Genomic DNA, 22,734 nt, shown 5'->3' on the forward strand with positions numbered 1-22,734 from the left:
CCGTCTGACTTCTGGGCTGACTTTGCAGGATTTTATGGGGAGTTGCAAGTCAGGGGGCAGGATCCGCCCCCTGGCAGGTCAGGATTACCCTTCGTTATGCATCTCGAGGTTTTCGACTTCGTTTTGTAACTGGACCGCTTTGGCGTCGTCATTACGCAGGGAATCGAGGAAATCGAGATACTGCTGATCCACATCCTTCGTGACGTAGACGCCGTTAAACACGGAACATTCGAACTGCTGAATATCCGGGTTCTCAGCGCGCACGGCGTCGATCAGATCGTCAAGATCCTGGAAGATAAGACCGTCTGCGCCGATGATCTGGCGAATCTCATCTACTTCGCGACCATGCGCAATCAGTTCGTTTGCGGTAGGCATGTCGATACCGTACACGTTCGGGAAGCGAATCTCCGGTGCCGCAGAGGCCAGATAGACCTTTTTCGCCCCGGCTTCACGCGCCATCTCAATAATCTGTTCTGAGGTGGTGCCGCGCACAATGGAGTCATCCACCAGCAGGACGTTTTTATCACGGAACTCCGCGCGGTTAGCGTTCAGTTTACGACGTACGGACTTACGGCGCAGCTGCTGTCCCGGCATGATGAAGGTACGACCAACATAGCGGTTTTTCACAAACCCCTGGCGGTACGGTTTACCAAGAATACGCGCAATTTCCAGCGCGATATCGCAGGAGGTTTCCGGAATCGGGATGACCACGTCGATATCCAGATCTTCCCATTCGCGAGCAATTTTTTCGCCAAGTTTGGTTCCCATATTCACACGGGCGCTGTAGACGGAAATCTTGTCGATGAAAGAGTCCGGACGCGCGAAGTAAACATATTCAAACAGGCACGGGTTGCTGACCGGGTTTTCAGCACACTGACGGGTGAACAACTGCCCTTTCTCAGTGATATAGACCGCTTCGCCTGACGCAACGTCACGCAGAAACTCAAAGCCCAGCGTATCCAGCGCAACGCTCTCAGACGCCACCATATACTCGGTGCGACCGTCGCCGATATCACGTTTACCCAACACCAGCGGACGGATACCATTCGGATCGCGGAAGGCAACCATACCGTGACCAATAATCATCGCCACGCAGGCATACGCACCGCGGATCTGGCGGTTGGTCGCAGCAATCGCCGCAAAAATGTTGTCGGCTTCCAGCGGATAGTGACGGAAGTTATCCAGTTCGCTGGCGAAGATATTGAGCAGGATCTCAGAATCCGAGGTGGTATTGATGTGGCGGCGCTTCTCTTCAAACAGCTTTTTACGCAGTTCGTGGGCATTGGTCAGGTTGCCGTTGTGGGCAAGCGTGATGCCATACGGGGAGTTGACGTAGAAAGGTTGAGCTTCAGAGGCGCTGGAGCTACCAGCCGTTGGGTAACGCACATGACCGATGCCCATGTTGCCCTGCATACGCTGCATGTGGCGAGCTTCAAAGACATCGCTCACCAGGCCGTTTGCCTTACGCAAGCGGAAGCAGTTATTTGCATCGATAGTGATAATGCCAGCGGCATCCTGACCACGATGCTGGAGCACTGTTAAGGCGTCATAAATCGACTGGTTAACCGGCATAACACCGGCGATACCGACAATACCGCACATACGTCTTTTTCCTCGTTAAGCTACAACCCAACGCTTATGCTCTGGGCAAGAAACTTGACGAGCTTTGCAGATAGTCAAAGAACCATCTGATGATGAAACTGAACTCCGGGATTAGCTGTGACTTACTCCAGTCTTCACCTTTCGACAGGCCGGTAAAGGTGTCGAGAAAGAACAGAATGGCAGCAACAATCAACACGCCACGCAGAGCCCCGAAACAGACTCCCAGAACCCGGTCGGTACCTGACAGACCGGTTTTCTCGACCAGTTGCCCTACCACGTAGTTCACAATAGCGCCGACGATAAGCGTCGCGATAAACAGCACCGCGATGGCAATCCCGTTTCGAACCAGTTCATCTTCAAAGCCCGAAAACCAGACAGACAGGTAAGTGTAGTAATGGCTGGCGACAAAGAAAGCACAACCCCATGTCACCAACGATAACGCTTCACGAACAAAGCCACGGATCAGGCTAACCAGACAGGAAAAACCAATCACCGCGATAATGGCGTAATCAATCCAGACCATATGTGTCCCACGATTTTACGCCCTGTCGTCCTGTTCGGGGCGCATTCTAACAGAAAAAGAAAACGTTTGCGTAGGGATTTCCTTCCCGCGCGTAAATAAAAATGGCGCTGAAAAAATATTCAACGCCATCTGACTTTTTGCCTCTTCGGGCATTGCCGGACGCGGTTTTATCATCCTGTCCGGCGGATAAAACCATGACTCAGTTCGGGCTGTACCCCATCACCACTCCGCTTAATCCGGAGATTTGCTGCAACTCGCCGAGCGAACCTTTCAGCTTGTCGCGTGATGCATCCGGCCCCACGAGAATACGGGTTATTTTACCCTGTACTGGCGTTGACGGTGAAGTATATACCCGGAAACCTGCGCCACGAAGTTTACCCACGATCTCATTGACCTTATCGGCATTTTTCAGCGCACCCAACTGCACAACGTAAGCTTTACCCGTCGGTGCCGGTTTCTCTTCCGCCGCTGGTTTTGGCGCAGGAGCAGGAACCGGAGCAGGCGTTGCCTCCACAACCGGCTGTGGTTTCGGTTGCGGCTTCGGTTTCTCAACCGGTTTTGGTTTGGGTTGTTCTACAGGCGCTGGCGTCGCATCAAGCTCAGGATTGTTCGCTGACGCATAGCGTGACGGATCCAGCGACGGGGCCGCCGCATCGCCTGCCTGCACCTCTTCCGCCGCCCCTTCAGGCGGTTGAGTCGGCAATGCCTGCGTTGCCGCGGGCATCATATCCGGCTCGTCGCGATCGCCTGGTTTCGGCACCAGCGGGATCGCCGCAAATTCATCCTGATAATGTTTTTTCTGCCCGTCGAGCAGCCCGGGCAGCACAATCACGCCCAGCGCGACCAGCACAATCGTGCCGACTAAACGATTCTGAAACTTACTCGCCACCGATTCTCCCCGCGTCCATTACTTCCATGACATGTGCAACCGTGTGAAATGAACCACACACCAGTACGGTATCTTCTGGTCTCGCGTCTGCCAGAGCGGCATGCCATGCCAGCGCGACACTGTCATAGACACTGCCTTTACCGAGATGTTCCAGCAGTTGCTCTGCCGTCGCGCCTCGGGGGCCTTCCAGCGGAGCACAATACCAGTCGTCGACCACGCTTTTCAACCAGGCCAACGTTCCCGCAATATCCTTATCATGTAGCATACCGATAACGGCAAGAACGCGCCCCTTTTTCGGCAACATTTTCAGCCGTCCGGTCAGATATTCCGCCGCATGGGGATTATGCGCGACATCAAGGATCACACGCGGCGACTCGCTCACAATCTGGAAACGTCCCGGTAGAATCGCCTGGGCAATGCCATCGCGGATCGCCTGCTCGCTGACGTTCAGACCACTGGCGCGCAGTGCCGCCAGCGCGGTCGCCGCATTGGGTTGCGGTACCTGTGGCAGCGGTAAGTCAACCAGTGTGCCGTGGCTGTCGCTGAAAGACCACCCCGTTTCCGTTACCGTAAACTGCCAGTCTTCGCCACGGCGCTGTAACCGCGCGCCTTTCTCCAGCGCCACATCGGCGATGGTATAGGGCATTTCCGGTTCACCGACAATCGCCGGTTTATCCGCACGGAAGATACCTGCCTTTTCACGGCCAATACTTTCACGATCCGGTCCCAGCCAGTCGGTATGGTCCAGCGCAATACTGGTGACCACGGCGACATCGGCATCGACGATATTCGTCGCGTCCAGTCGTCCGCCCAGCCCGACCTCCAGAATCACCACATCCAGTTGCGCCTGCTTAAACAGCCACAGCGCGGACAGGGTGCCATATTCAAAATAGGTCAGCGAAATATCCCCACGCGCCGCTTCGATCTCCGCAAAGGATTTGGTGTGGGCCGATTCGGGCAGTTCATTGCCCTGCACGCGTACGCGTTCGGTGTAGCGCACCAGATGCGGCGAACTGTATACCCCAACGTTGTATCCTGCCGCCGTCAAAACGGATTCCAGCGTCCGGCAGGTGGTGCCTTTGCCATTGGTGCCGGCCACGGTGAAGACAAACGGCGCAGGCTTCAGCACGCCCAGCCGCGCAGCCACCTGGCTTACGCGTTCAAGGCCCAGATCGATCGTTTTTGCGTGGAGGTTTTCCAGATAAGAAAGCCACGAGGCCAGGGGCGACGCGGCTTTAGGAATACGTTTGTTGTTCATGATGCCCGTAAATTCGTTACGTTGAGAAAAGCAAAAGGGCAGCGCCTGTGGCCCTGCCCTTTTCAGTTATCAGGCCTCAGGTTCCTGATCCGGCACCGGCGGCACCACCACGCCTTCACGCGGGGTATCCGGATTTGGCGCGGGCAGATTCATCAGCTTCGCCAGAATGCTTGCCAGTTTCAGGCGCATCTCCGGACGGCGGACGATCATATCGATAGCGCCTTTTTCGATCAGAAACTCACTGCGCTGGAATCCCGGCGGCAGTTTCTCACGTACGGTTTGTTCGATAACGCGTGGACCCGCGAAGCCTATCAGCGCTTTCGGTTCAGCAATGTTGAGATCGCCGAGCATCGCGAAGCTTGCAGAGACACCGCCCATCGTTGGGTCAGTCAGCACGGAGATATACGGCAGACCGCGTTCCTGCATTTTTGCCAGCGCCGCAGAGGTTTTCGCCATCTGCATCAGCGACATCAGCGCTTCCTGCATACGCGCGCCGCCGGAGGCAGAGAAGCACACCAGCGGGCAGTTATCTTCCAGCGCCTGTTCAACCGCACGCACAAAACGTGCGCCGACCACAGACCCCATCGAGCCGCCCATAAACGCGAACTCAAATGCCGCTGCGACAACCGGCATGCCGTGAAGCGTGCCTTTCATCACCACCAGCGCATCTTTCTCGCCGGTTTCCTTTTGCGCGGAAGCCAGACGGTCTTTGTATTTCTTGGAGTCACGGAACTTCAGTACGTCTTTCGGCTCAAGTTCGCTACCCAGCTCCACCAGCGTTCCTTCATCTAACAGGCTATGCAGGCGGTTACGCGCCGACATACGCATGTGATGGTCACACTTCGGACAGACCTCAAGATTACGTTCCAGCTCAGCACGGTATAAAACCTGACCGCAGCTATCACACTTAGTCCACACCCCTTCAGGAATGCTTGCCTTGCGGGTGGGAGTAATGTTGCTTTTAATTCGTTCAATCCAGCTCATTTATGACCTTTCTGCCTGAACCTGGTGTGTTCCAGTTTTGCCGTGGGGGCGCATAATGCCATTTTTGCCCCCGACAGACCATGAATGTTGCACATTAAAACATAACAGCCCGAAACTTTGGATAAAAAAGTGGTCGAACCGCCGAGTTAGTTTCTATTTTGTTACACGTGACGCCGCGCGTTTATGACGGATGATTTCCACCACGCCCGGCAGGATAGACACCACAATAATCCCGACGATCAGTAACTTAAGGTTGTTCTGAATCATCGGAATGGTACCAAAGAAGTAACCTGCGTAGGTGAAGAGCAGAACCCACAGCAGCGCGCCTATCACGTTATAGGCCGCAAAATGACGATACGACATATGTCCCATTCCCGCCACAAACGGCGCAAATGTTCTGACGATCGGTACAAAACGGGCGAGAATGATGGTTTTTCCGCCATGTTTTTCGTAAAACTGATGCGTCTTGTCCAGATAGCTGCGGCGGAAAATCTTCGAGTTCGGGTTACTGAATAACTTCTCACCGAACAATCGACCAATAGTGTAGTTCACCGCATCGCCAACAATCGCGGCAATCAGCATCAACACCACCATCAGGTGCACGTTGAGATCGTTCGTGCCCAGCGACGCCAGCGCCCCCGCCACAAACAACAGGGAATCGCCTGGCAGGAACGGCGTCACCACCAGTCCGGTTTCACAAAACAGGATCAGGAACAAAATCGCGTAAACCCAGACGCCGTACTGTGCGACCAGTTCCGCCAGGTGCACATCAATGTGCAGGATAAAATCGATAAGGAAGTAAATCAGGTCCATAGTTGTGCCTTTATACGACTCAAATTAGTCCGCCAGAAAGAGCGGGCCCATGGGCGGTTTAGGAAGGTCAAACCGGTCAGGGTAGTCTACCGCAACCAGATACAGTCCTTCGGCCTTCGCCGTTGCCGCTGCGAGCGTTCTGTCCTTTGCCGCTAACAACTCTGCTATCCAGCTCTCCGGCTGGTTGTGGGCACCCACTTCCATCAGGCTGCCAACAATGTTCCTGACCATATGATGTACAAAGGCATTCGCTTTGATATCGACCACCACATACGCGCCATGACGCGAGACAGTAATGTGCATTACGTTGCGCCACGGTGTACGCGACTGGCACTGGACGGCGCGAAACGACGTAAAGTCATTCTCGCCAACCAGACACTGCGCCGCACGATGCATGCATTCGGCGTCCAGCGGCTCATAATAATGCGTCACACCTTTACCTAACACCGCCGGACGTAACCGATGATTGTAGATGATGTAACGATATCGGCGAGCCGTGGCGCTGAAACGCGCGTGAAACTCTTCCGGTACAGCTTTCACCCATCGCACCGCAATGTCACCAGGTAAATTCGCATTTACACCCAATGTCCATGCCGCATCTTTGCGCAGCGCGGTCGTTTCAAAATGCACAACCTGCCCGGTGCCGTGCACACCGGCATCGGTGCGTCCGGCGCAAAAAACGTTAATCGGCTCGTTGGCGACCTGTGAGAGCGCTTTTTCCAGCTTTTCCTGCACACTGCGGACTTCATTCTGACGCTGCCAGCCATAATATTTGCTGCCGTCATACTCGATGCCCAGCGCAATTTTATACACCGGCGAGTGTTGCTGGTCAGACATCAGTACAGGTACTCCTGCACCAGTTTTTCCGCAATTTTCACCGCCATCAGCGCGCCGCCAAAGCGAACATTATCCGCCACGGACCAGAACTGAACCTGCTCCGGCATACCGTAATCGTTACGTACGCAGCCCACGGACAGGTGCGCGCTGCCTGTGGCGTCGCCCACCTGAGTCGGAAAATCACGCTCTTCTGACAACACAATGTCTTCACCATGGGCAAAAGCATCGCGCGCCTCTTCGGCAGCCAATGGACGCAGCGCTTCAAATGCTACCATCTGCGCGTGACCGTAAAACACCGGTGACTGTACGCAGCTTGCCGAGATCATCAACCCGTCATCCTGCATGATTTTGCGCACTTCATCGACGACCCGGCGCTCTTCACGCACGCTGCCTTCGCGATCCGGCAACAGCGGCAACATGTTGAACGCCAGTTGGCGGCCAAAGAAATCATCGTCATCGATGGGGATCCCGTTCAGCAGTTTCGCGCTCTGTCCGGCCAGCGCATCGACGGCTTTCTTACCGCGCGCAGACGCAGAAAGCAGGCTGGTTACGGTGATGCGAGAGAGTCCCCCCTGATCGATAAGCGGCTTCAGCGCAGCCAGCAACTGGCTGGTCAGGCTGTTTGGCACGGCAATCACGTTGCGATTGCGGTAGTCTGCCAGCACGAACGGGTTCACGTCTGGCACCACCAGCGGGACGTCCGGCTCAAGCGCGAACAGACCGCTGGTATCAATGACCAGACAACCCGCATTTGTCGCCTCTTCCACCCAGGCTGCCGTGGCGTCGACCCCGGCAACGAAGAAGGCCAGCTGTGCCTGCGTCCAGTCGAATTCAGCCGCATCCTGCACAATCACTGACTTACCACCAAAGCGCAGATGTTCGCCGGCACTTTCATTACGTGCCAGCGCAAAAATTTCCCCAACCGGGAACTGACGTTCTGCCAGGGTTTCAAGCAACGCTTCGCCGACGGCGCCCGTCGCGCCGAGGACGGCAATATTCCAGCCTTCAGACATGGTGGTTTACTCCAGAAAAGCATAAGCTTCCCTGCCGATTATTCGTCAGGAAGCATTAAGAAGACATTAACGTGCCGGGTGATGAACCGCGTTAAAACCCAGTTTACACAGTAACGCCGCCGCATCCGCGTCGTCGCACATCACGTACAGTGAGGACCATTCGCGGCGCTCGAGATAATTTTTGCGCAGTTTATCAAATTCACCCGGTATTCCGGCAACGTTGCGCAGTGGCGCATCGTCGCGGCGCACATCATACACCAAATGCACCAGTCTTTTCAGCGTCGGCTGATCCAACGGGCCATGCAGCGTAATGCGACCAAATTCCGGCGCAGGCAGCAGGGTATCCAGCGCGACATGCTGCTCGCGACCGATAAATGCGCTCCAGGCTTCAAAGACCTGCGTGGTGCCGCGCGCCTTGCCTTCCAGCGTGTAACCTGCAATGTGCGCCGTGCCAATATCGATCTTGTTCAACAGCTCGACATTCAGATCCGGTTCACCTTCCCAGACATCCAGAACCACGCTCAGCGCCTGCCCGGCGTTAAGGCGCGCCAGCAGCGCGGTGTTATCCACCACGGCGCCACGACAGGCATTAATCAGAATGGCACCCGGTTTCAGGCGACTAATCAGCGCTTCATCGACAAGATGCAGCGTTTTGTACGGCCCTTCTTTAAACAACGGTGTGTGGAAGGTCAGGACATCGGCTTCCTGTACCAGCTCATCAAGCGATCGGAAATCGCCCTCGTCCCCGCGATCGGCGCGCGGTGGATCGCATAACAGCGTACGGATCCCCAGCGCTTCCAGCCGAGCCTGCAGGCGCCCTCCGACGTTACCCACGCCGACAATCCCGACAGTACGATCGCGTAATGCGAATCCGTCACGCTCCGCCAGCATCAGCAGCGAGGAAAAAACATACTCCACCACCGCAATGGCGTTACAGCCGGGAGCCGCTGAAAATCCGATTCCCGCCTGCTTAAGCCAGCCCTCATCCACATGATCGGTGCCGGCAGTTGCGGTACCAACGAACTTGATGGCTTTCCCCTCCAGCAATGACGCGTTCACTTTGGTGACAGAGCGCACCATTAAAGCATCGGCATCATCCAGTTCAGCGACAGGGATGGGGCGTCCAGGAACCGCTTTGACTTCACCCAGACGACTAAACAATTCGCGGGCATAAGGCATATTTTCATCAACGAGAATTTTCACGTCTGTCGTACCTGTTTGAGAACGAGAGTTAACCGGGCAAGTGTGCCATAATCTGGCCGCCAGGCATACTTTGCTAAGATTGATGTTTTAAGGATAAGTGATGATGCAACCCATTTCCGGTACTCCCGCGCACCCTCCCGGTGAAGGGCAACCTGCGGTATCCACGGCGGGCGAACAACCGCTCTCCACGCAACAGCGGACCGTACTGGAACGACTGATAACCCGCCTGATTTCACTGACGCAACAGCAAAGTGCGGAAGTGTGGGCTGGCATGAAGCACGATCTCGGAGTGAAAAGCGACACTCCGCTGCTGTCGCGCCATTTCCCTGCGGCGGAGCAAAATCTCAGCCAGCGTCTTGGCGTGGCTCAACAGAATCATGCCAACCGTCAGGTACTTTCGCAGTTGACGGAATTGCTGAGTCAGGGAAACAATCGCCAGGCGGTGAGCGATTTCATTCGCCAGCAGTACGGACAAACGGCGCTCAGTCAACTCAAACCGGAGCAGCTTAAGAACGTACTGACGCTTTTACAGCAGGGGCAGTTGTCGATCCCGCAGCCGCAACAGCGCCCGGCAACCGATCGCCCGCTGATGCCCGCCGAACACAATACGTTAAATCAGCTGGTGACCAAACTGGCCGCCGCCACGGGGGAGTCCGGCAAGCTCATCTGGCAATCGATGCTGGAACTCTCCGCAGTGAAAAGCGGTGAGCTGATCCCGGCAAAGCATTTCACTCATCTGGCGACCTGGCTGCAGGCGCGTCAGACCCTCAGTCTGCAACATGCTCCCACTCTGCAATCGCTACAGGCGGCGCTTAAGCAACCGCTGGAAGCCGACGAGCTGGTCAGTTTGAAAGATTACGCCCAGCAGAACTGGCAGATCCAACCGCAAACGGTGCTCACTACCGCCCAGGTGCAGGATCTCCTGAATCAGATCTTCCTGAAGCGCGTTGAGCGCGATCGGGAATTAACCGATCCGCGCCACATTCAGCCGATTTACAGTCCGTTTGCGCCGGTGATTGAGACGCTGCGATCGTTCACCGCGCGTCCCGGACTGCTGTTTATCGCCCTGCTGGTCGCGTTACTGATTTTCTGGCTGGTCGTCTAGCCCCGGCGAAACGACAACAGCGTCACCACAATCCCCAGCACCGCCGAAATCGCACCGGCAAGAAACACGGATCGATAGCCACAGGACGTGGCAAGCAACCCCGCCAGCGGACCGGTCACCGCATAAGAGATATCCTGAAATGCAGCATAGCCTCCCAGCGCTGTCCCACGGACCTGCGACGGTACGCGTTTGACCACCTCAACGCCGAGCGCCGGGAAGATCAGCGAACAACCTGCCCCGGTGAGTGCCGCACCGAGCAGCGCAAACCACGCCGTCGGTGCCAGCCAGAGCAGTATCAGTCCAACGGTCTCTATCAGCAAGGAAGCGATAGCCACCTTGACCCCACCAAAGCGGTCCGGCATCCAGCCAAACAGCACGCGCATGATGACAAAGGCCCCGCCAAACGCGGTCAGCGTAAAACCGGCCATCGCCCAGCCGTGACTGGCAAAATAGAGAGAGATAAAGGTGCCGATAACGGCAAATCCTACGCCTTGTAACGCGAGACCCAGACCCGGTTTCCAGATAAGCCCCACCACACTCCACAACGAAGGACGCTCACCCGCATGGGCCGGCACTTTACGCACCGTTCCGTTAAACGCCCATGCCAACAGCGGTAACGCCATTGTCGTACCGGCTAGACCCGCAAAACCAAAATGGCTATGGATGAGAAGCCCCAGCGGTGCGCCTGCTGCCAGCGCACCGTAAATCGCCATCCCGTTCCACGACATCACCTTACCGGAACGTGCGGGCCCCACCAGGCCAAGTCCCCAGGTCAGCGTGCCGGTGAGTAACTGGCTTTCACCAAAGCCGAGGATCAGACGTCCGACTATCAATAATGCGAATTTGATCGGCACAGAAACGGGTAACAGCGCCGCCAGTAGCCACGCGCCGCCCGCCAGCGCGCAGGCGAACATCCCCTGAAGCGCAGAACGTTTGGCACCGTACTGATCGGCAAGTCGCCCGGCATAACCGCGCGTCAGGACGGTGGCCAGAAACTGAATGCCCACGGCGATACCGACCATCGTATTGCCATAGCCCAGCTCATGGTGGACAAAAAGTGGAATGACGGGTAGCGGCAGGCCGACCGTCATGTAGGTCAAAAAGACCGCAAAAGCGATGCGAAAAAGCGATGTGTTCGCTACAGATGTTTTTTCTTTATGGGTTACTGCTGTCATGCGTTACTCCAGAATGCAGAGTAAGGCGAGGAATTGCCACGCCCCCTCCACCTGACCGTCAGGATTAAGGTGCGTTGGATAACGTCAAACGCTTACGCATTATCCAGAAGATAATGATGGGCCTGAAGTCTGCCTGTGAGTGGCTAAAGTTGTCAACCGCAAACCATGCATGTGCTCAATACAGAGAATTATCGTCGAAGAGCGAAGGAAGCACCGCACCAATCCCTTTAGTACCAAACAGATAAGTCACTTGCTGCTGCTGTTCTGGCGTCAGGAGTCTGAACATCATATCCCAAATTTCTTTCGGTTCCGCTTCCCAGGCCGATGCCTCATTCCGCACTGATTCAGGATCGCTGTCCACAACGTAAGGACGAACATACACGGGGAGAATCGAAATATGGTATTCCCATGCCTTCGATTTACTGCGTTTGCGCTTAATGCCTTCTTTACCTGCACTCAGGCTATTGAGTCGATTGCGAACAGCGGGGACGCTACCGGGAAAACCAGGTAGACCAATACATTCCTGTACCGTGAGCCATTCTTTAGACATCATTTCGTTCCTTTCGCCAATAATATAAAAATAATTTTTCTTTTTTCGCGCAATTTCAGGGGGATTCTGGCAATATTCAGTCGACAAAAGAAAATCACCTTCTTTTTTCACTGTAATATCACATCCTGAAAAATATCGGTGCCGATAACATATCTTTGTAGGATTACAGAATGAGAGAAAAAAGCCAAGACTGGCATCGTGCAGATATTAAAAGTGCACTTGAAAAAAAGGGTATTACGCTCAGAGAACTTTCTCGTGTTGCAGGATTATCACCAGATTCCCTGCGCAACGTTTTCGTCCGTAGCTGGCCTCGAGCAGAATGGATTATTGCCAACGCGCTGGAAACAACGCCGGACGTGATTTGGCCATCGCGCTACATTTCCGACGATGAAGAAACGCATCCTCATTCAAAAGAATAAAAGTGCAATCGTTCTCACGTATTTTAAAAATCAATATCATTGATATATAAAATATATCTGAGTTATTTATATTCCTCCCCTATAGCACATATTACCTATTCCCCCCATAGCTACAGTGATAATTAATTAACAGATCACGTAATAACACAGGGAGAATATAATATGACATGGGATATAAGAGCAGCAACAAACTATGCAAAACGTCACGCTCATGCACACTCAATCAGGCAATGTGCTGAATATACACGAAAGGCAATCTATGCCGGAGGCATCGATATAGGACACACAGGGCATGCCAAAGATTATGGTTCTCTATTAATTAACGCGGGTTTCAGACCAGTCTCTCCCTATGAATCTTTGCGTGCAGGTGATGTTGTCATTTTGCAACCCTATGCGGGAGGAAATGCCAGCGGTCATATGGCTATTTTTGATGGGCAAGAATGGTATTCCGATTTCAGGCAGCGTGATATGTGGGCAGGTCCAGGTTACAGGACAGCAAGACCACAATATACGATATACAGGAGAAACTGATGCGACTTATTCTGCCATTAATTCTTTTACTATTATCGGGATGTAGTGTTCACAATGATACAAGTAGTCGTAACATGGTGAATCAATTCTACCTTCAGTACATGACGATATACACCAGCGATAACGATGAGAGTCTCATCAATTACACCAATCCGGTTTATGGAAAATATGTTTCAACTGAGATTATTCAAAGGCTGAAGCAAATTGACAATTATTATGAGCAGGAGATCGTGAATTCGGACTACTTTATGTACGTGCAGGATTACGCACCGGAGTGGATCTCTACATTCCGCACCGGGACGGCCAGCGCTTTTCTGGGCGGCGAAAAAGTGGAAGTATGGCTTGGTGATTCCAGTACCCGTCTTATCCATTTACTGGTGTACACCCGTCGGGAAGATGGCCAATGGAAAATTTATCGAGTACGCGATCTTACGCACCAGTTTGAACATCCGATCTACGATGCCGGTGCTATTGCCCGTGCCAGGGCGTGGTCTGCAGAAATCGCGCCAGAATACGAACCGCTTAAAAAGTAAAAAGGGAGCCGCTTGGCTCCCTTTTTCGTCAACAACGGTCTTACGCTTTCAGCTTACGCATCACCAGCGTGGCGTTGGTACCGCCGAAACCGAAGCTGTTGGACATGACGGTGGTCAGTTCACGATCGAGAGTTTCGGTCACGATGTTCAGACCGGCAGCCTGCTCGTCCATCTCTTCAATGTTGATGCTCGGTGCGACAAAGCCGTGTTCCAGCATCAGCAGAGAGTAAATCGCTTCCTGTACGCCTGCGGCACCCAGAGAGTGACCGGTCATCGCTTTGGTCGCAGAGATAGCCGGGCTGTTATCGCCAAACACTTCGCGAATCGCACCCAGTTCTTTCACATCACCCACCGGCGTAGAAGTCCCGTGGGAGTTCAGGTAGTCGATTGGGGTATCAACGCCGTGCATCGCCATCTGCATGCAGCGCACCGCGCCTTCACCAGACGGTGCAACCATGTCAGCGCCATCAGACGTCGCGCCGTATCCCACGATTTCCGCGTAGATATGCGCGCCACGCGCCAGTGCATGTTCCAGCTCTTCGACCACGACCATACCGCCGCCGCCGGCGATAACAAAACCGTCACGGTGCGCGTCATAGGTACGGGAAGCTTTAGCAGGCTGGTCGTTATATTTGGTGGACAGTGCGCCCATCGCGTCGAATTCACAGGCCATTTCCCAGCCCAACTCTTCGCCGCCGCCAGCAAATACGATGTCCTGTTTGCCCAGTTGAATCTGCTCAACCGCATTACCGATGCAGTGTGCGGAGGTCGCACAGGCAGAGCTGATGGAGTAGTTCACGCCGTGAATTTTGAACGGTGTTGCAAGGCAGGCGGAAACCGCGGAGCCCATCGCTTTGGTGACCACATACGGGCCAACCGCCTTCAGGCCGCGCGGGCTACGCATGGCGTCAGCACCGAATACCTGCGCTTTGGAAGAGCCACCAGAACCGGCAATCAGGCCAACGCGCGGGTTGTTCTGATACGCTTCTTCACTCAGGCCTGCATCCGCAATCGCTTCACGCATGGAGAGATAGGCATAAATAGAGGCATCGTTCATGAAACGAACCACCTTACGGTCGATCAAACCAGTGGTGTCCAGTTTGACGTTGCCCCATACGTGGCTGCGCATTCCTGCATCTTTAAACTCGTCAGAAAAAGTGATCCCTGAACGTCCTTCACGCAGAGATGCCAGGACTTCCTGCTGGTTATTACCGATGCTGGAAACGATGCCCAAGCCAGTAATCACTGCACGTTTCATTCAATACCTCTGTAATCGCACTATAGTAAGTTTCGATTGGCACAATAGCGTACACTTGTACGCCGAACAAGTCCGATCAGCCAATTTGTACTGAAATTTGCGCCGCCTGGCACACATCGCTAAGATCGTGACACTGCCTGTCAGACGAGTAACTTACGTGAAACAATACGCTATACAACCCGCCAACCTCGAATTCAACGCTGAGGGTACACCTGTTTCCCGAGATTTTGACGACGTCTACTTTTCCAACGACAACGGTCTGGAAGAGACGCGCTATGTTTTCCTCGGCGGCAACCGAATCACCGAACGCTTTGCACAACATTCTCGCCCGCTGTTTGTGGTGGCGGAGAGTGGTTTCGGCACCGGCCTGAACTTTCTCACGCTCTGGCAGGCGTTTGCTGCATTTCGCGCCACTCAGCCCGAGGCTACGCTACAAAGATTACATTTCATCAGTTTTGAAAAATTTCCGCTGACCCGTGACGATCTTACTGCGGCACATCAGCGCTGGCCGGAGCTCGCTGAATTTGCCGGGAAACTTCAGGCCCAGTGGCCGTTGCCGCTGGCGGGTTGTCACCGTCTGCTGCTGGATGAAGGGCGCGTCACGCTCGATCTCTGGTTTGGCGATATCAATGAACTCACCGATCAACTCGATGACAGCCTGAATCAAAAAGTCGACGCCTGGTTTCTTGATGGTTTCGCCCCGGCCAAAAACCCGGACATGTGGACGCCAACGCTGTTTAACGCGATGGCGAGACTGGCTCGACCGGGCGGTACGCTGGCGACCTTTACATCTGCCGGATTTGTTCGTCGCGGTTTACAGGATGCCGGTTTTACCATGCAGAAATGCAAAGGCTTTGGTCGCAAGCGCGAGATGCTGCGCGGCGTGATGGAACACGCTCCCGCGCTGCCGGCATCAATGCCGTGGTTTTCCCGTCAGGGCAGTGAAAAACGCGAGGTCGCTCTGATTGGCGGCGGGATTGCCAGCGCGCTGCTTTCGCTGGCGCTGTTGCGCCGCGGCTGGCAGGTCACGCTCTATTGCGCGGATGATAAACCCGCCCAGGGCGCGTCCGGCAACCGTCAGGGGGCGCTCTATCCTCTTCTCAGCAAACACGACGCGGCAATAAACCTCTTTTTCCCCGCTGCATTTACGTTCGCCCGTCGTCTCTATGACGCCCTGCCTGTCCGGTTCGATCACGACTGGTGTGGCGTCACGCAACTGGGCTGGGACGACAAGAGTCAGCAGAAAATCGCGCAGATGCTGTTGCTGGACTTACCCTCAGCGCTGGCAAACGCCGTTGATGCCCTACAGGCGCGACACCTTACCGGTGTCGAAACCGGCTGTGGCGGCGTGACGTACCCTCTGGGCGGCTGGCTGTGCCCGGCGCAATTAACCGCAGCCGTACTTCTGCTTGCCGAAAAACAGGGATTACGCTGTCACTATCAGCATTCGCTGGCGACACTTAACCAGTCTGCATCCGGCTGGGATTTGCACTTTACGAACGGTTATCGCGCTGACCATGCGGTGGTGGTACTGGCCAACGGTCATCAGATTAACCATTTCACGCAGACACAACCGTTACCCGTCTACCCTGTTGCCGGTCAGGTCAGCCATATTCCGACGACGCCAGCGCTTTGTGGGATCCGTCAGGTGCTGTGCTATGACGGCTATCTCACGCCGCAGAACCCGGCTAATCAGCAGCACTGTATCGGTGCCAGCTACCATCGCGGCAGTGAAGAGACGCAGTATCGGGAAGACGATCAGCAGCAGAATCGACAGCGCCTGATTGACTGCTTCCCGGCGGCGGAATGGGCAAAAGAGGTCGATGTCAGCGACAACGCGGCGCGCTGCGGCGTACGCTGCGCCACTCGCGATCATTTGCCGATGGTGGGAAGCGTTCCGGACTATGCCGCCACGCTGGTACAGTACGCTGATTTAGCCGACAACAAAGCAGGCGCGGCGAGTGCGCCGGTGTATGATGATTTGTTTATGCTGGGTGCGCTGGGTTCCCGCGGGCTGTGCTCCGCGCCCCTGTGCGCAGAAATTCTGGCCTCACAGATGAGTGATGAACCGGTGCCGATGGATGCCGCCACGCTGGCAGCATTAAATCCAAATCGTTTATGGGTGCGGAAATTGTTGAAAGGGAAAGCGGTTAAAACACCGATGGGATAAACAAACGCGCCATCCGGCAAGGTAACCAGGCCGGATGGCGGTATCGTGATTATTGCGTTGCTTTCTGGAACAGCGTGTCCCACATCTCTTTCACTAACGCCTGATCGCGCGGCGACAACTCACCGGCACCGATCGCGTTTTCCAGGCTGCGGGTGACGTTGGCATAGACGGCCTGAGCAGAATGGTCATCTGTACCTTCCAGTTCTGCAACGGCTAACGTCAGGTGGCCACGCAAATATCCACTGGCAAACAGCTCATCATCGCTTGCATGCTCTACCATGTCATCGATTAATGCCAGAATGCGTGATTCAAACTCCGCGATCATCTTCTTTCCTCATTGTAACGTGGCGCTGGCTTTAGTTGAGCGCTTCTGGCCACGGGAACTGTTCCGCCGTAAGTTCAGGCGTGTGATAATAATTCTGTAATGCCTTAATGAAGCGCGCCGGACGTTCGGGAATGCCGCTCTCCAGATACGTCATCACCTGCGCATGAACCCGACGCTGGAACACCACGCGGTCCGGTTCAAAATCGCCTTCCAGGTTGTCGCAACTGACGTTAAACGGATACCCCGCCGCCACGCAGAACAACCAGTCAAACGCCTGGGGCTTCACTTCCACATCTTCAAACTGCCCCTGCGTCGCCGCATCGCGACCGTCCGGACAATACCAGTAGCCGAAATCCACCCGTTCGCGGCGCGCCTTTCCGGCAATGCACCAGTGCGAAATCTCATGCAATGCGCTGGCGTAAAAGCCGTGCGCAAAGACAATCCGGTGATACGGGATCTCTGCATCAGCAGGAAGATAGATCGGTTCGTCGTCGCCTTTAATCAGACGGGTATTAAAATCATCGGCAAAGCAGCCGTTAAAAATGTCAATCAACTGTTCGTAGCGGTGCGTACTGTTCATTAATTCATCCCCAGCCAGTGGAGAATCTCCTGTCCATGGTTATCATAAATAAGTTTGATGCTCATCACAGCCGAGACGATGACGATCATCGGCCGAATCAGCTTTTGTCCTTTGCTCAGTACCAGTCGGGAGCCCATCCGCGCCCCGAGAAATTGTCCGATCAGCATGACAAAGCCGGTGGCCCAAATCACTTTCCCGCCGATAATAAACAGCAGCAGGCCGCCAATATTGGAGGTGGCATTCAGCACCTTGGCGTGGGCCGTCGATTTCGCGAGGTTATAGCCGCACAGCATGACAAATGACAACGCGTAAAATGAGCCTGCCGCCGGGCCAAAGAAGCCATCGTAAAAGCCCACGCAGCCCCCGGCGATCAGGGCAAATGGCAAACCGTACAGACGACGCTGCCGGTCTTCCTCACCCACTTTCGGCATCAGCAAAAAGTAGAGGCCAATGCAGATAACCAGAACAGGCAGGATCTGACGTAACACGTCTGACTGCACATGTTGCACCAGCAGTGCGCCGCTCATCGAGCCAATAAACGTCATTGCGATATTGAGCTTCTGCTCGGCGAGGTTGACCACCTTACGGCGAATAAAGTAAATAGACGCAGAAATCGAACCGCCGCAAGCCTGCAACTTGTTGGTCGCCAGCGCCTGCGCGGGAGACATCCCTGCCGCCATCAGCGCAGGGATGGTCAACAGACCCCCGCCCCCCGCCAGTGAGTCGATAAATCCAGCCAACATTGCCACGAAAAACAACACCATCAACAATAGCGGTGAGACCATAAACAGGTCTGCAAAATTATCCATTAAAGTACATGCTCATCCAGTAGCGCCTGGCAGGAAGGCGGCAACGGAGGCGGTGTCTTCTTCTCAGGCTTTGTTGTTCCAGGTTTTGGTGTTTCAAACCAACTTTGTAACTCCGCGCCACAGCCATCGCCCGGAGGAGGCAAAGGTTGATCTTCGCACTCAAGGCTGCCGGCAGGACAGCGTAATCGTACATGCATATGCGCACGATGCTGGAACCACGGTCGCACTTTACGTAACCAGTCGCGATCGGTACCGGCATCCAGACAAAGTTGTTGTTTTATGGCAGGATTTACAAAAATACGGGTGACGTCGTTATCTTCCGCCGCCAGCTTAATCAGGCTGGAGATTTCCGGTTTCCACAAGGTCGGCACCACATGTTTACCGTCACCAGCGACCAAATCCAGCGCCTGGGGACGCAGCAACTGCGCCTGAGTCCAGCGTGTTTTTGGCAGTTGCAAGAAAATGTCCACATCCAGACCGGTCTGATGGCTGGCATGTCCGCTAGTAAATCGGCCACCGGCGGGCATTCCCATGTCGCCAATCAGCACCGTTCCCAGTCCAAGATTGTTCACCTGTGTACTGAGGCGCTGAATAAACATCACCAGATCGGGATGGCCGAAATAGCGGCGCTGATCGGTACGCATCACCTGATAGTGCTCGGACTGCACGGGAAGCGTGTCTGCCCCCACAATGCAGCCGTTCGAGAAACCACCAATTGACTGCGCGCTGCCCGGCACGGGCTGGGTAATTTTCTGCCACGGCGTCGCCGCCAGGCTGGCCGTGCTGGCAAGCAGGGCCAGCAGTGCTATCGCGGTTTTTTTCATTTCTTACCAGCGTGGAATATCCGTTTTGACATCCGCATTTTGCGCCCGTTGACGTAACAGGTGATCCATCAGCACGATCGCCAGCATTGCTTCTGCGATCGGTACGGCGCGGATCCCCACGCACGGATCGTGACGACCTTTGGTGATCATCTCCACCTCTTCGCCAAAGCGATTAATGGTGCGCCCCGGAACGGTAATACTGGACGTCGGTTTCAGCGCCATATGGGCCACGATCTGCTGACCGCTGCTGATCCCGCCCAGAATACCGCCAGCGTGATTGCTCTGGAACCCCTCTTTGGTGATTTCGTCACGGTTCTGACTGCCGCGCAGCGCCACGACATCAAATCCGTCGCCAATTTCGACGCCTTTCACCGCGTTGATGCTCATCAGCGCGTGGGCGATGTCGGCATCGAGACGATCAAAGACCGGTTCGCCCAGCCCCGCCGGGACGCCGCTGGCGACCACGGTCACCTTCGCGCCGATGGAATCGCCCTCTTTTTTCAGTGCACGCATCAGTTCATCAAGCGCCTCAATCTTATCCGGGTCCGGACAGAAGAAAGGGTTAAGCTCTACCTGCGACCAGTCTTTGACTGCCAGCGGAATGTCGCCCATCTGGGTCAGACAGCCCTGAATAACGATGCCAAACTTTTCGGTGAGATATTTTTTTGCAATCGCCCCTGCCGCCACGCGCATCGCGGTTTCTCGCGCAGAGGAACGTCCGCCGCCGCGATAATCGCGCAGGCCATATTTCTGCTCGTAGGTGTAATCCGCGTGTCCGGGACGAAACACGTCCTTGATGGCGCTGTAGTCCTGCGAACGCTGGTCGGTGTTTTCAATCAACAGACCAATGCTGGTGCCTGTTGTGACGCCTTCAAACACGCCGGAAAGGATTTTGACCTGATCCGGTTCGCGACGCTGCGTCGTGTAACGCGACGTGCCAGGGCGACGTCTGTCGAGATCGTGTTGCAGGTCAGCTTCCGTCAGCGGAATGCCCGGCGGCACACCGTCGACGATACAACCGAGCGCCAGCCCGTGCGATTCGCCGAAGGTGGTTACACGAAAGAGTTGTCCAATTGTATTTCCTGCCATTGCGGTCTCGTTGTTGTCGTTGTGGTTTAATCTTTATAGAGGCTGAAGTGCTCGCGGGCAGCAATCAACTCGGCTTTGGTCAGCATAAAGACGCCATCGCCGCCATTGTCAAATTCCAGCCAGGTGAACGGGACATCCGGATATTGTTCCATCAGATGTACCATGCTGTTACCGACTTCACAAATCAGAATACCGTCATCAGACAGGTAATCCGGCGCGTTGCCCAGAATACGACGGGTAAGTTTCAGGCCGTCAGTGCCGGACGCTAGCCCCAGTTCCGGCTCGTGACGATATTCGTTAGGCAGATCGGACATATCTTCCGCGTCAACGTACGGCGGGTTGGTCACGATCAGGTCGTACTGCACTTTTGGCAGGTCACGGAACAGATCGGAGCGAATGGGCGTGACGTGATGGATTAGACCGTGCTCTTCAATGTTACGTTCGGTCACGGCCAGCGCGTCCGCCGAGATATCTACCGCATCGACTTCCGCTTCCGGGAAGGCGTAGGCGCAGGCAATCGCGATACAGCCGCTGCCGGTGCACATATCCAGTATGAGGTGAGGTTGCTGTGAAATCAGCCCCGCAAAGCGGTTGTTGATCAGCTCGCCAATTGGAGAGCGCGGCACCAGCACGCGTTCGTCAACATAGAACTCATGGCCGCAGAACCAGGCTTTATTGGTCAGATAGGCCACCGGGATACGTTCATTCACGCGACGGATCACGCGCTCAACAATACGGTGGCGTTCGCTGGAGGTCAGGCGCGCGGTACGCATGTCTTCGGGAATATCCAGCGGCAGGTACAGCGAGGGCAGCACCAGCTGTACGGCTTCATCCCACGGGTTATCGGTCCCGTGACCGTACCAGATATTCGCCGCACTAAAACGGCTGACCGCCCAGCGCAACATGTCCTGAATGGTATGCAGATCACTCACTGCTTCATCAACGAAAATTTTATCCATCTGTTCCTCCAGGGCATGCTCGCATTAATTTCGGCGGCTAGTTTGCCATGAAGACGGCGATAAATCAGCAATCACGCAGGGGTAGCCGGGTGAAAATTGCGTTTTGAGCATTCGCATCCGCATCGAGTCGGGTAAACTAACGGATAATAAAAAAAGATGAGACCGCAGAATGAAAAAGAAAACATCGCTCAGCGAGGAGGACCAGGCGCTGTTCCGGCAACTGATGACCGGCACCCGCCAGATTAAACAGGACACCATTGTTCATCGCCCGCTGCGTAAAAAAGTCACCGAAGTTCCGGTTAAGCGACTGCTTTCAGAGCAGGCCGATGCCAGCCACTATTTCTCTGATGAATTTCAGCCGCTGCTGAATACGGAAGGCCCGGTGAAATATGTCCGTCCTGACGTCAGCCATTTCGAGCTGAAGAAAATGCGCCGCGGCGATTACTCCCCGGAATTGTTTCTCGATTTACACGGTCTGACGCAGCTTCAGGCAAAACAGGAACTGGGCGCGCTGATTGCCGCCTGCCGACGGGAGCATGTGTTTTGCGCCTGTGTGATGCACGGGCACGGCAAACATGTGCTGAAGCAACAGACGCCGCTGTGGCTGGCGCAGCATCCGCATGTCATGGCTTTCCATCAGGCACCGAAAGAGTACGGCGGCGACGCCGCGCTGCTGGTGTTGATAGAGGTGGAAGAGTGGGCTCCGCCGGAACTGCCCTGAGCGCAAAAACAACAAGAGCCGCATCAGCGGCTCTTTGAAGGTAAAACGACAGGTTAAATCGCTTTCGCCATTTTGAGGTTACACGGACTCATCTGCCAGTTGAACACCCCTTTTCCGCTGTCATCCAGCGTTACACTGGCAATCGCTGAGGTGGTAAACATCGGCGGCGTTTCGCCAGGGCACAGCTCGGACACCAGGTAACCCACTAACGGGAGGTGGGAAATCACCAGTGCGGTGGCGACACCTTCATTGGCCAGAACTTGTAAATAAGCGCTGACCAGACCGACATCGCCGCAGGGAGTCAACTCCGGCAAAACATCCACGTCGCCTGGCAGGTTCATGCATCCCCCTACCACATCCAACGTTTGTTCGGCTCGCAGGAACGGGCTCACCAGAACACGTTCGATATCCACTTTTTGACCTTTCAGCCAGTTCGCCATAAGGCGGGATTCATCACAACCACAGGTGGTTAAGGGACGAACCGAATCACTGGCGGCATCGAGGGCCGCGTCGCCGTGACGCATGATAAAAACTTGCATATTGCACCGCTTTTGTTAACCAGAA

The 22,734-nt window shown here is 54.9% G+C and carries 25 protein-coding genes; 6 read left to right on the forward strand and 19 right to left on the reverse strand.

Annotated elements, in window-relative coordinates:
- Positions 1–84: 84 nt before the first annotated feature.
- The 9 genes from purF to pdxB form a co-directional block, all read right to left on the reverse strand.
- Entirely contained in the window at positions 85–1,602 is a 1,518-nt protein-coding gene (purF, locus tag F384_RS12365) for an amidophosphoribosyltransferase (RefSeq protein ID WP_046483081.1), read from the reverse strand.
- Positions 1,603–1,636: 34 nt separating this feature from the next.
- Positions 1,637–2,125 carry a colicin V production protein gene (gene cvpA, locus F384_RS12370; RefSeq protein WP_046483084.1) on the reverse strand — a complete coding sequence of 163 codons (489 nt, stop codon included), beginning with the start codon at positions 2,123–2,125 and terminating at the stop codon, positions 1,637–1,639.
- A 199-nt stretch (positions 2,126–2,324) separates the two neighbouring features.
- On the reverse strand, positions 2,325–3,014 hold the full coding sequence (dedD, locus tag F384_RS12375; RefSeq protein WP_046483087.1) for a cell division protein DedD: 690 nt from the start codon (positions 3,012–3,014) through the stop codon (positions 2,325–2,327).
- Positions 3,004–4,272 (reverse strand): bifunctional tetrahydrofolate synthase/dihydrofolate synthase, encoded by a 1,269-nt coding sequence (gene folC / locus F384_RS12380; protein WP_046483090.1) that lies wholly within the window; start codon positions 4,270–4,272, stop codon positions 3,004–3,006. The genes dedD and folC overlap by 11 nt, the downstream gene beginning before the upstream one ends.
- Before the next feature lie 69 nt (positions 4,273–4,341).
- Positions 4,342–5,256, reverse strand: a complete 915-nt coding sequence (gene accD / locus F384_RS12385) for an acetyl-CoA carboxylase, carboxyltransferase subunit beta (RefSeq protein WP_042317761.1) — start codon at positions 5,254–5,256, stop codon at positions 4,342–4,344.
- Between the two features lie 153 nt (positions 5,257–5,409).
- On the reverse strand, positions 5,410–6,069 hold the full coding sequence (locus F384_RS12390; RefSeq protein ID WP_046483093.1) for a DedA family protein: 660 nt from the start codon (positions 6,067–6,069) through the stop codon (positions 5,410–5,412).
- A 24-nt stretch (positions 6,070–6,093) separates the two neighbouring features.
- Positions 6,094–6,906: a tRNA pseudouridine(38-40) synthase TruA gene (gene truA / locus F384_RS12395; protein ID WP_046483095.1), complete on the reverse strand. Its 813-nt coding sequence runs from the start codon at positions 6,904–6,906 to the stop codon at positions 6,094–6,096.
- Entirely contained in the window at positions 6,906–7,919 is a 1,014-nt protein-coding gene (locus tag F384_RS12400) for an aspartate-semialdehyde dehydrogenase (RefSeq protein ID WP_046483098.1), read from the reverse strand. Before F384_RS12400 ends, truA begins: the two co-directional genes overlap by 1 nt.
- A 66-nt stretch (positions 7,920–7,985) precedes the next feature.
- Positions 7,986–9,122, reverse strand: coding sequence for a 4-phosphoerythronate dehydrogenase PdxB (gene pdxB / locus F384_RS12405; protein ID WP_046483101.1), 1,137 nt, complete (start codon positions 9,120–9,122; stop codon positions 7,986–7,988).
- A 103-nt stretch (positions 9,123–9,225) separates the two neighbouring features.
- On the opposite strand from pdxB, the gene flk reads away from it, so the two are divergent.
- Positions 9,226–10,227: a flagella biosynthesis regulator Flk gene (flk, locus tag F384_RS12410; RefSeq protein WP_046498090.1), complete on the forward strand. Its 1,002-nt coding sequence runs from the start codon at positions 9,226–9,228 to the stop codon at positions 10,225–10,227.
- Here flk and F384_RS12415 read toward each other — a convergent pair.
- Both F384_RS12415 and F384_RS12420 read right to left on the reverse strand, forming a co-directional pair.
- The gene (locus tag F384_RS12415) at positions 10,224–11,402 is read right to left on the reverse strand and encodes an MFS transporter (protein ID WP_046483104.1); all 1,179 of its coding nucleotides are present in this window, start codon (positions 11,400–11,402) and stop codon (positions 10,224–10,226) included. The two genes, flk and F384_RS12415, sit on opposite strands and share 4 nt — an antisense overlap.
- Before the next feature lie 175 nt (positions 11,403–11,577).
- Positions 11,578–11,952, reverse strand: a complete 375-nt coding sequence (locus tag F384_RS12420) for a DNA-binding protein (protein WP_046498092.1) — start codon at positions 11,950–11,952, stop codon at positions 11,578–11,580.
- A 170-nt stretch (positions 11,953–12,122) separates the two neighbouring features.
- Between F384_RS12420 and F384_RS12425 the strand changes: the two genes are divergently transcribed.
- The 3 genes from F384_RS12425 to F384_RS12430 all read left to right on the forward strand — a co-directional run bounded on the left by F384_RS12425 (position 12,123) and on the right by F384_RS12430 (position 13,435).
- Positions 12,123–12,371 carry a helix-turn-helix domain-containing protein gene (locus F384_RS12425; protein WP_046483106.1) on the forward strand — a complete coding sequence of 83 codons (249 nt, stop codon included), beginning with the start codon at positions 12,123–12,125 and terminating at the stop codon, positions 12,369–12,371.
- A 162-nt stretch (positions 12,372–12,533) separates the two neighbouring features.
- On the forward strand, positions 12,534–12,902 hold the full coding sequence (locus F384_RS28860; protein WP_052746921.1) for a hypothetical protein: 369 nt from the start codon (positions 12,534–12,536) through the stop codon (positions 12,900–12,902).
- Complete coding sequence (locus F384_RS12430) at positions 12,902–13,435, forward strand: YbjP/YqhG family protein (protein WP_046483109.1); 534 nt, start codon at positions 12,902–12,904, stop codon at positions 13,433–13,435. The genes F384_RS28860 and F384_RS12430 overlap by 1 nt, the downstream gene beginning before the upstream one ends.
- A gap of 40 nt (positions 13,436–13,475) precedes the next feature.
- On the opposite strand, the gene fabB is transcribed toward F384_RS12430, so the two are convergent.
- Positions 13,476–14,693 (reverse strand): beta-ketoacyl-ACP synthase I, encoded by a 1,218-nt coding sequence (fabB, locus tag F384_RS12435; protein ID WP_046483112.1) that lies wholly within the window; start codon positions 14,691–14,693, stop codon positions 13,476–13,478.
- 157 nt (positions 14,694–14,850) lie between these two features.
- Between fabB and mnmC the strand changes: the two genes are divergently transcribed.
- On the forward strand, positions 14,851–16,863 hold the full coding sequence (gene mnmC / locus F384_RS12440; RefSeq protein ID WP_046483114.1) for a bifunctional tRNA (5-methylaminomethyl-2-thiouridine)(34)-methyltransferase MnmD/FAD-dependent 5-carboxymethylaminomethyl-2-thiouridine(34) oxidoreductase MnmC: 2,013 nt from the start codon (positions 14,851–14,853) through the stop codon (positions 16,861–16,863).
- A gap of 49 nt (positions 16,864–16,912) precedes the next feature.
- Here mnmC and F384_RS12445 read toward each other — a convergent pair whose 3' ends face one another.
- Genes F384_RS12445 through prmB form a run of 6 tightly spaced genes read right to left on the reverse strand, consistent with a single transcriptional unit; the run spans position 16,913 to position 21,449 of the window.
- Positions 16,913–17,188, reverse strand: a complete 276-nt coding sequence (locus F384_RS12445) for a YfcL family protein (RefSeq protein ID WP_046483117.1) — start codon at positions 17,186–17,188, stop codon at positions 16,913–16,915.
- 31 nt (positions 17,189–17,219) lie between these two features.
- Complete coding sequence (locus F384_RS12450) at positions 17,220–17,768, reverse strand: elongation factor P hydroxylase (RefSeq protein WP_046483119.1); 549 nt, start codon at positions 17,766–17,768, stop codon at positions 17,220–17,222.
- Positions 17,768–18,577, reverse strand: coding sequence for a sulfite exporter TauE/SafE family protein (locus F384_RS12455; RefSeq protein ID WP_046483121.1), 810 nt, complete (start codon positions 18,575–18,577; stop codon positions 17,768–17,770). The genes F384_RS12450 and F384_RS12455 overlap by 1 nt, the downstream gene beginning before the upstream one ends.
- Positions 18,577–19,401, reverse strand: coding sequence for a penicillin-insensitive murein endopeptidase (gene mepA / locus F384_RS12460; RefSeq protein WP_046483124.1), 825 nt, complete (start codon positions 19,399–19,401; stop codon positions 18,577–18,579). Before mepA ends, F384_RS12455 begins: the two co-directional genes overlap by 1 nt.
- A gap of 3 nt (positions 19,402–19,404) precedes the next feature.
- Positions 19,405–20,490, reverse strand: a complete 1,086-nt coding sequence (gene aroC, locus F384_RS12465; protein ID WP_046483127.1) for a chorismate synthase — start codon at positions 20,488–20,490, stop codon at positions 19,405–19,407.
- Between the two features lie 26 nt (positions 20,491–20,516).
- Positions 20,517–21,449, reverse strand: a complete 933-nt coding sequence (gene prmB, locus F384_RS12470) for a 50S ribosomal protein L3 N(5)-glutamine methyltransferase (RefSeq protein ID WP_046483130.1) — start codon at positions 21,447–21,449, stop codon at positions 20,517–20,519.
- 169 nt (positions 21,450–21,618) lie between these two features.
- On the opposite strand from prmB, the gene smrB reads away from it, so the two are divergent.
- The gene (gene smrB, locus F384_RS12475; protein WP_046483131.1) at positions 21,619–22,170 is read left to right on the forward strand and encodes an endonuclease SmrB; all 552 of its coding nucleotides are present in this window, start codon (positions 21,619–21,621) and stop codon (positions 22,168–22,170) included.
- Between the two features lie 53 nt (positions 22,171–22,223).
- Here the strand turns inward: smrB and sixA are convergent, their stop codons facing one another.
- Positions 22,224–22,709 (reverse strand): phosphohistidine phosphatase SixA, encoded by a 486-nt coding sequence (gene sixA, locus F384_RS12480; RefSeq protein WP_046483134.1) that lies wholly within the window; start codon positions 22,707–22,709, stop codon positions 22,224–22,226.
- Between the last annotated feature and the right edge of the window lie 25 nt (positions 22,710–22,734).

It is taken from the genome of Citrobacter amalonaticus Y19 (assembly GCF_000981805.1).
Classification (GTDB): Bacteria; Pseudomonadota; Gammaproteobacteria; order Enterobacterales; family Enterobacteriaceae; genus Citrobacter_A; species Citrobacter_A amalonaticus_C.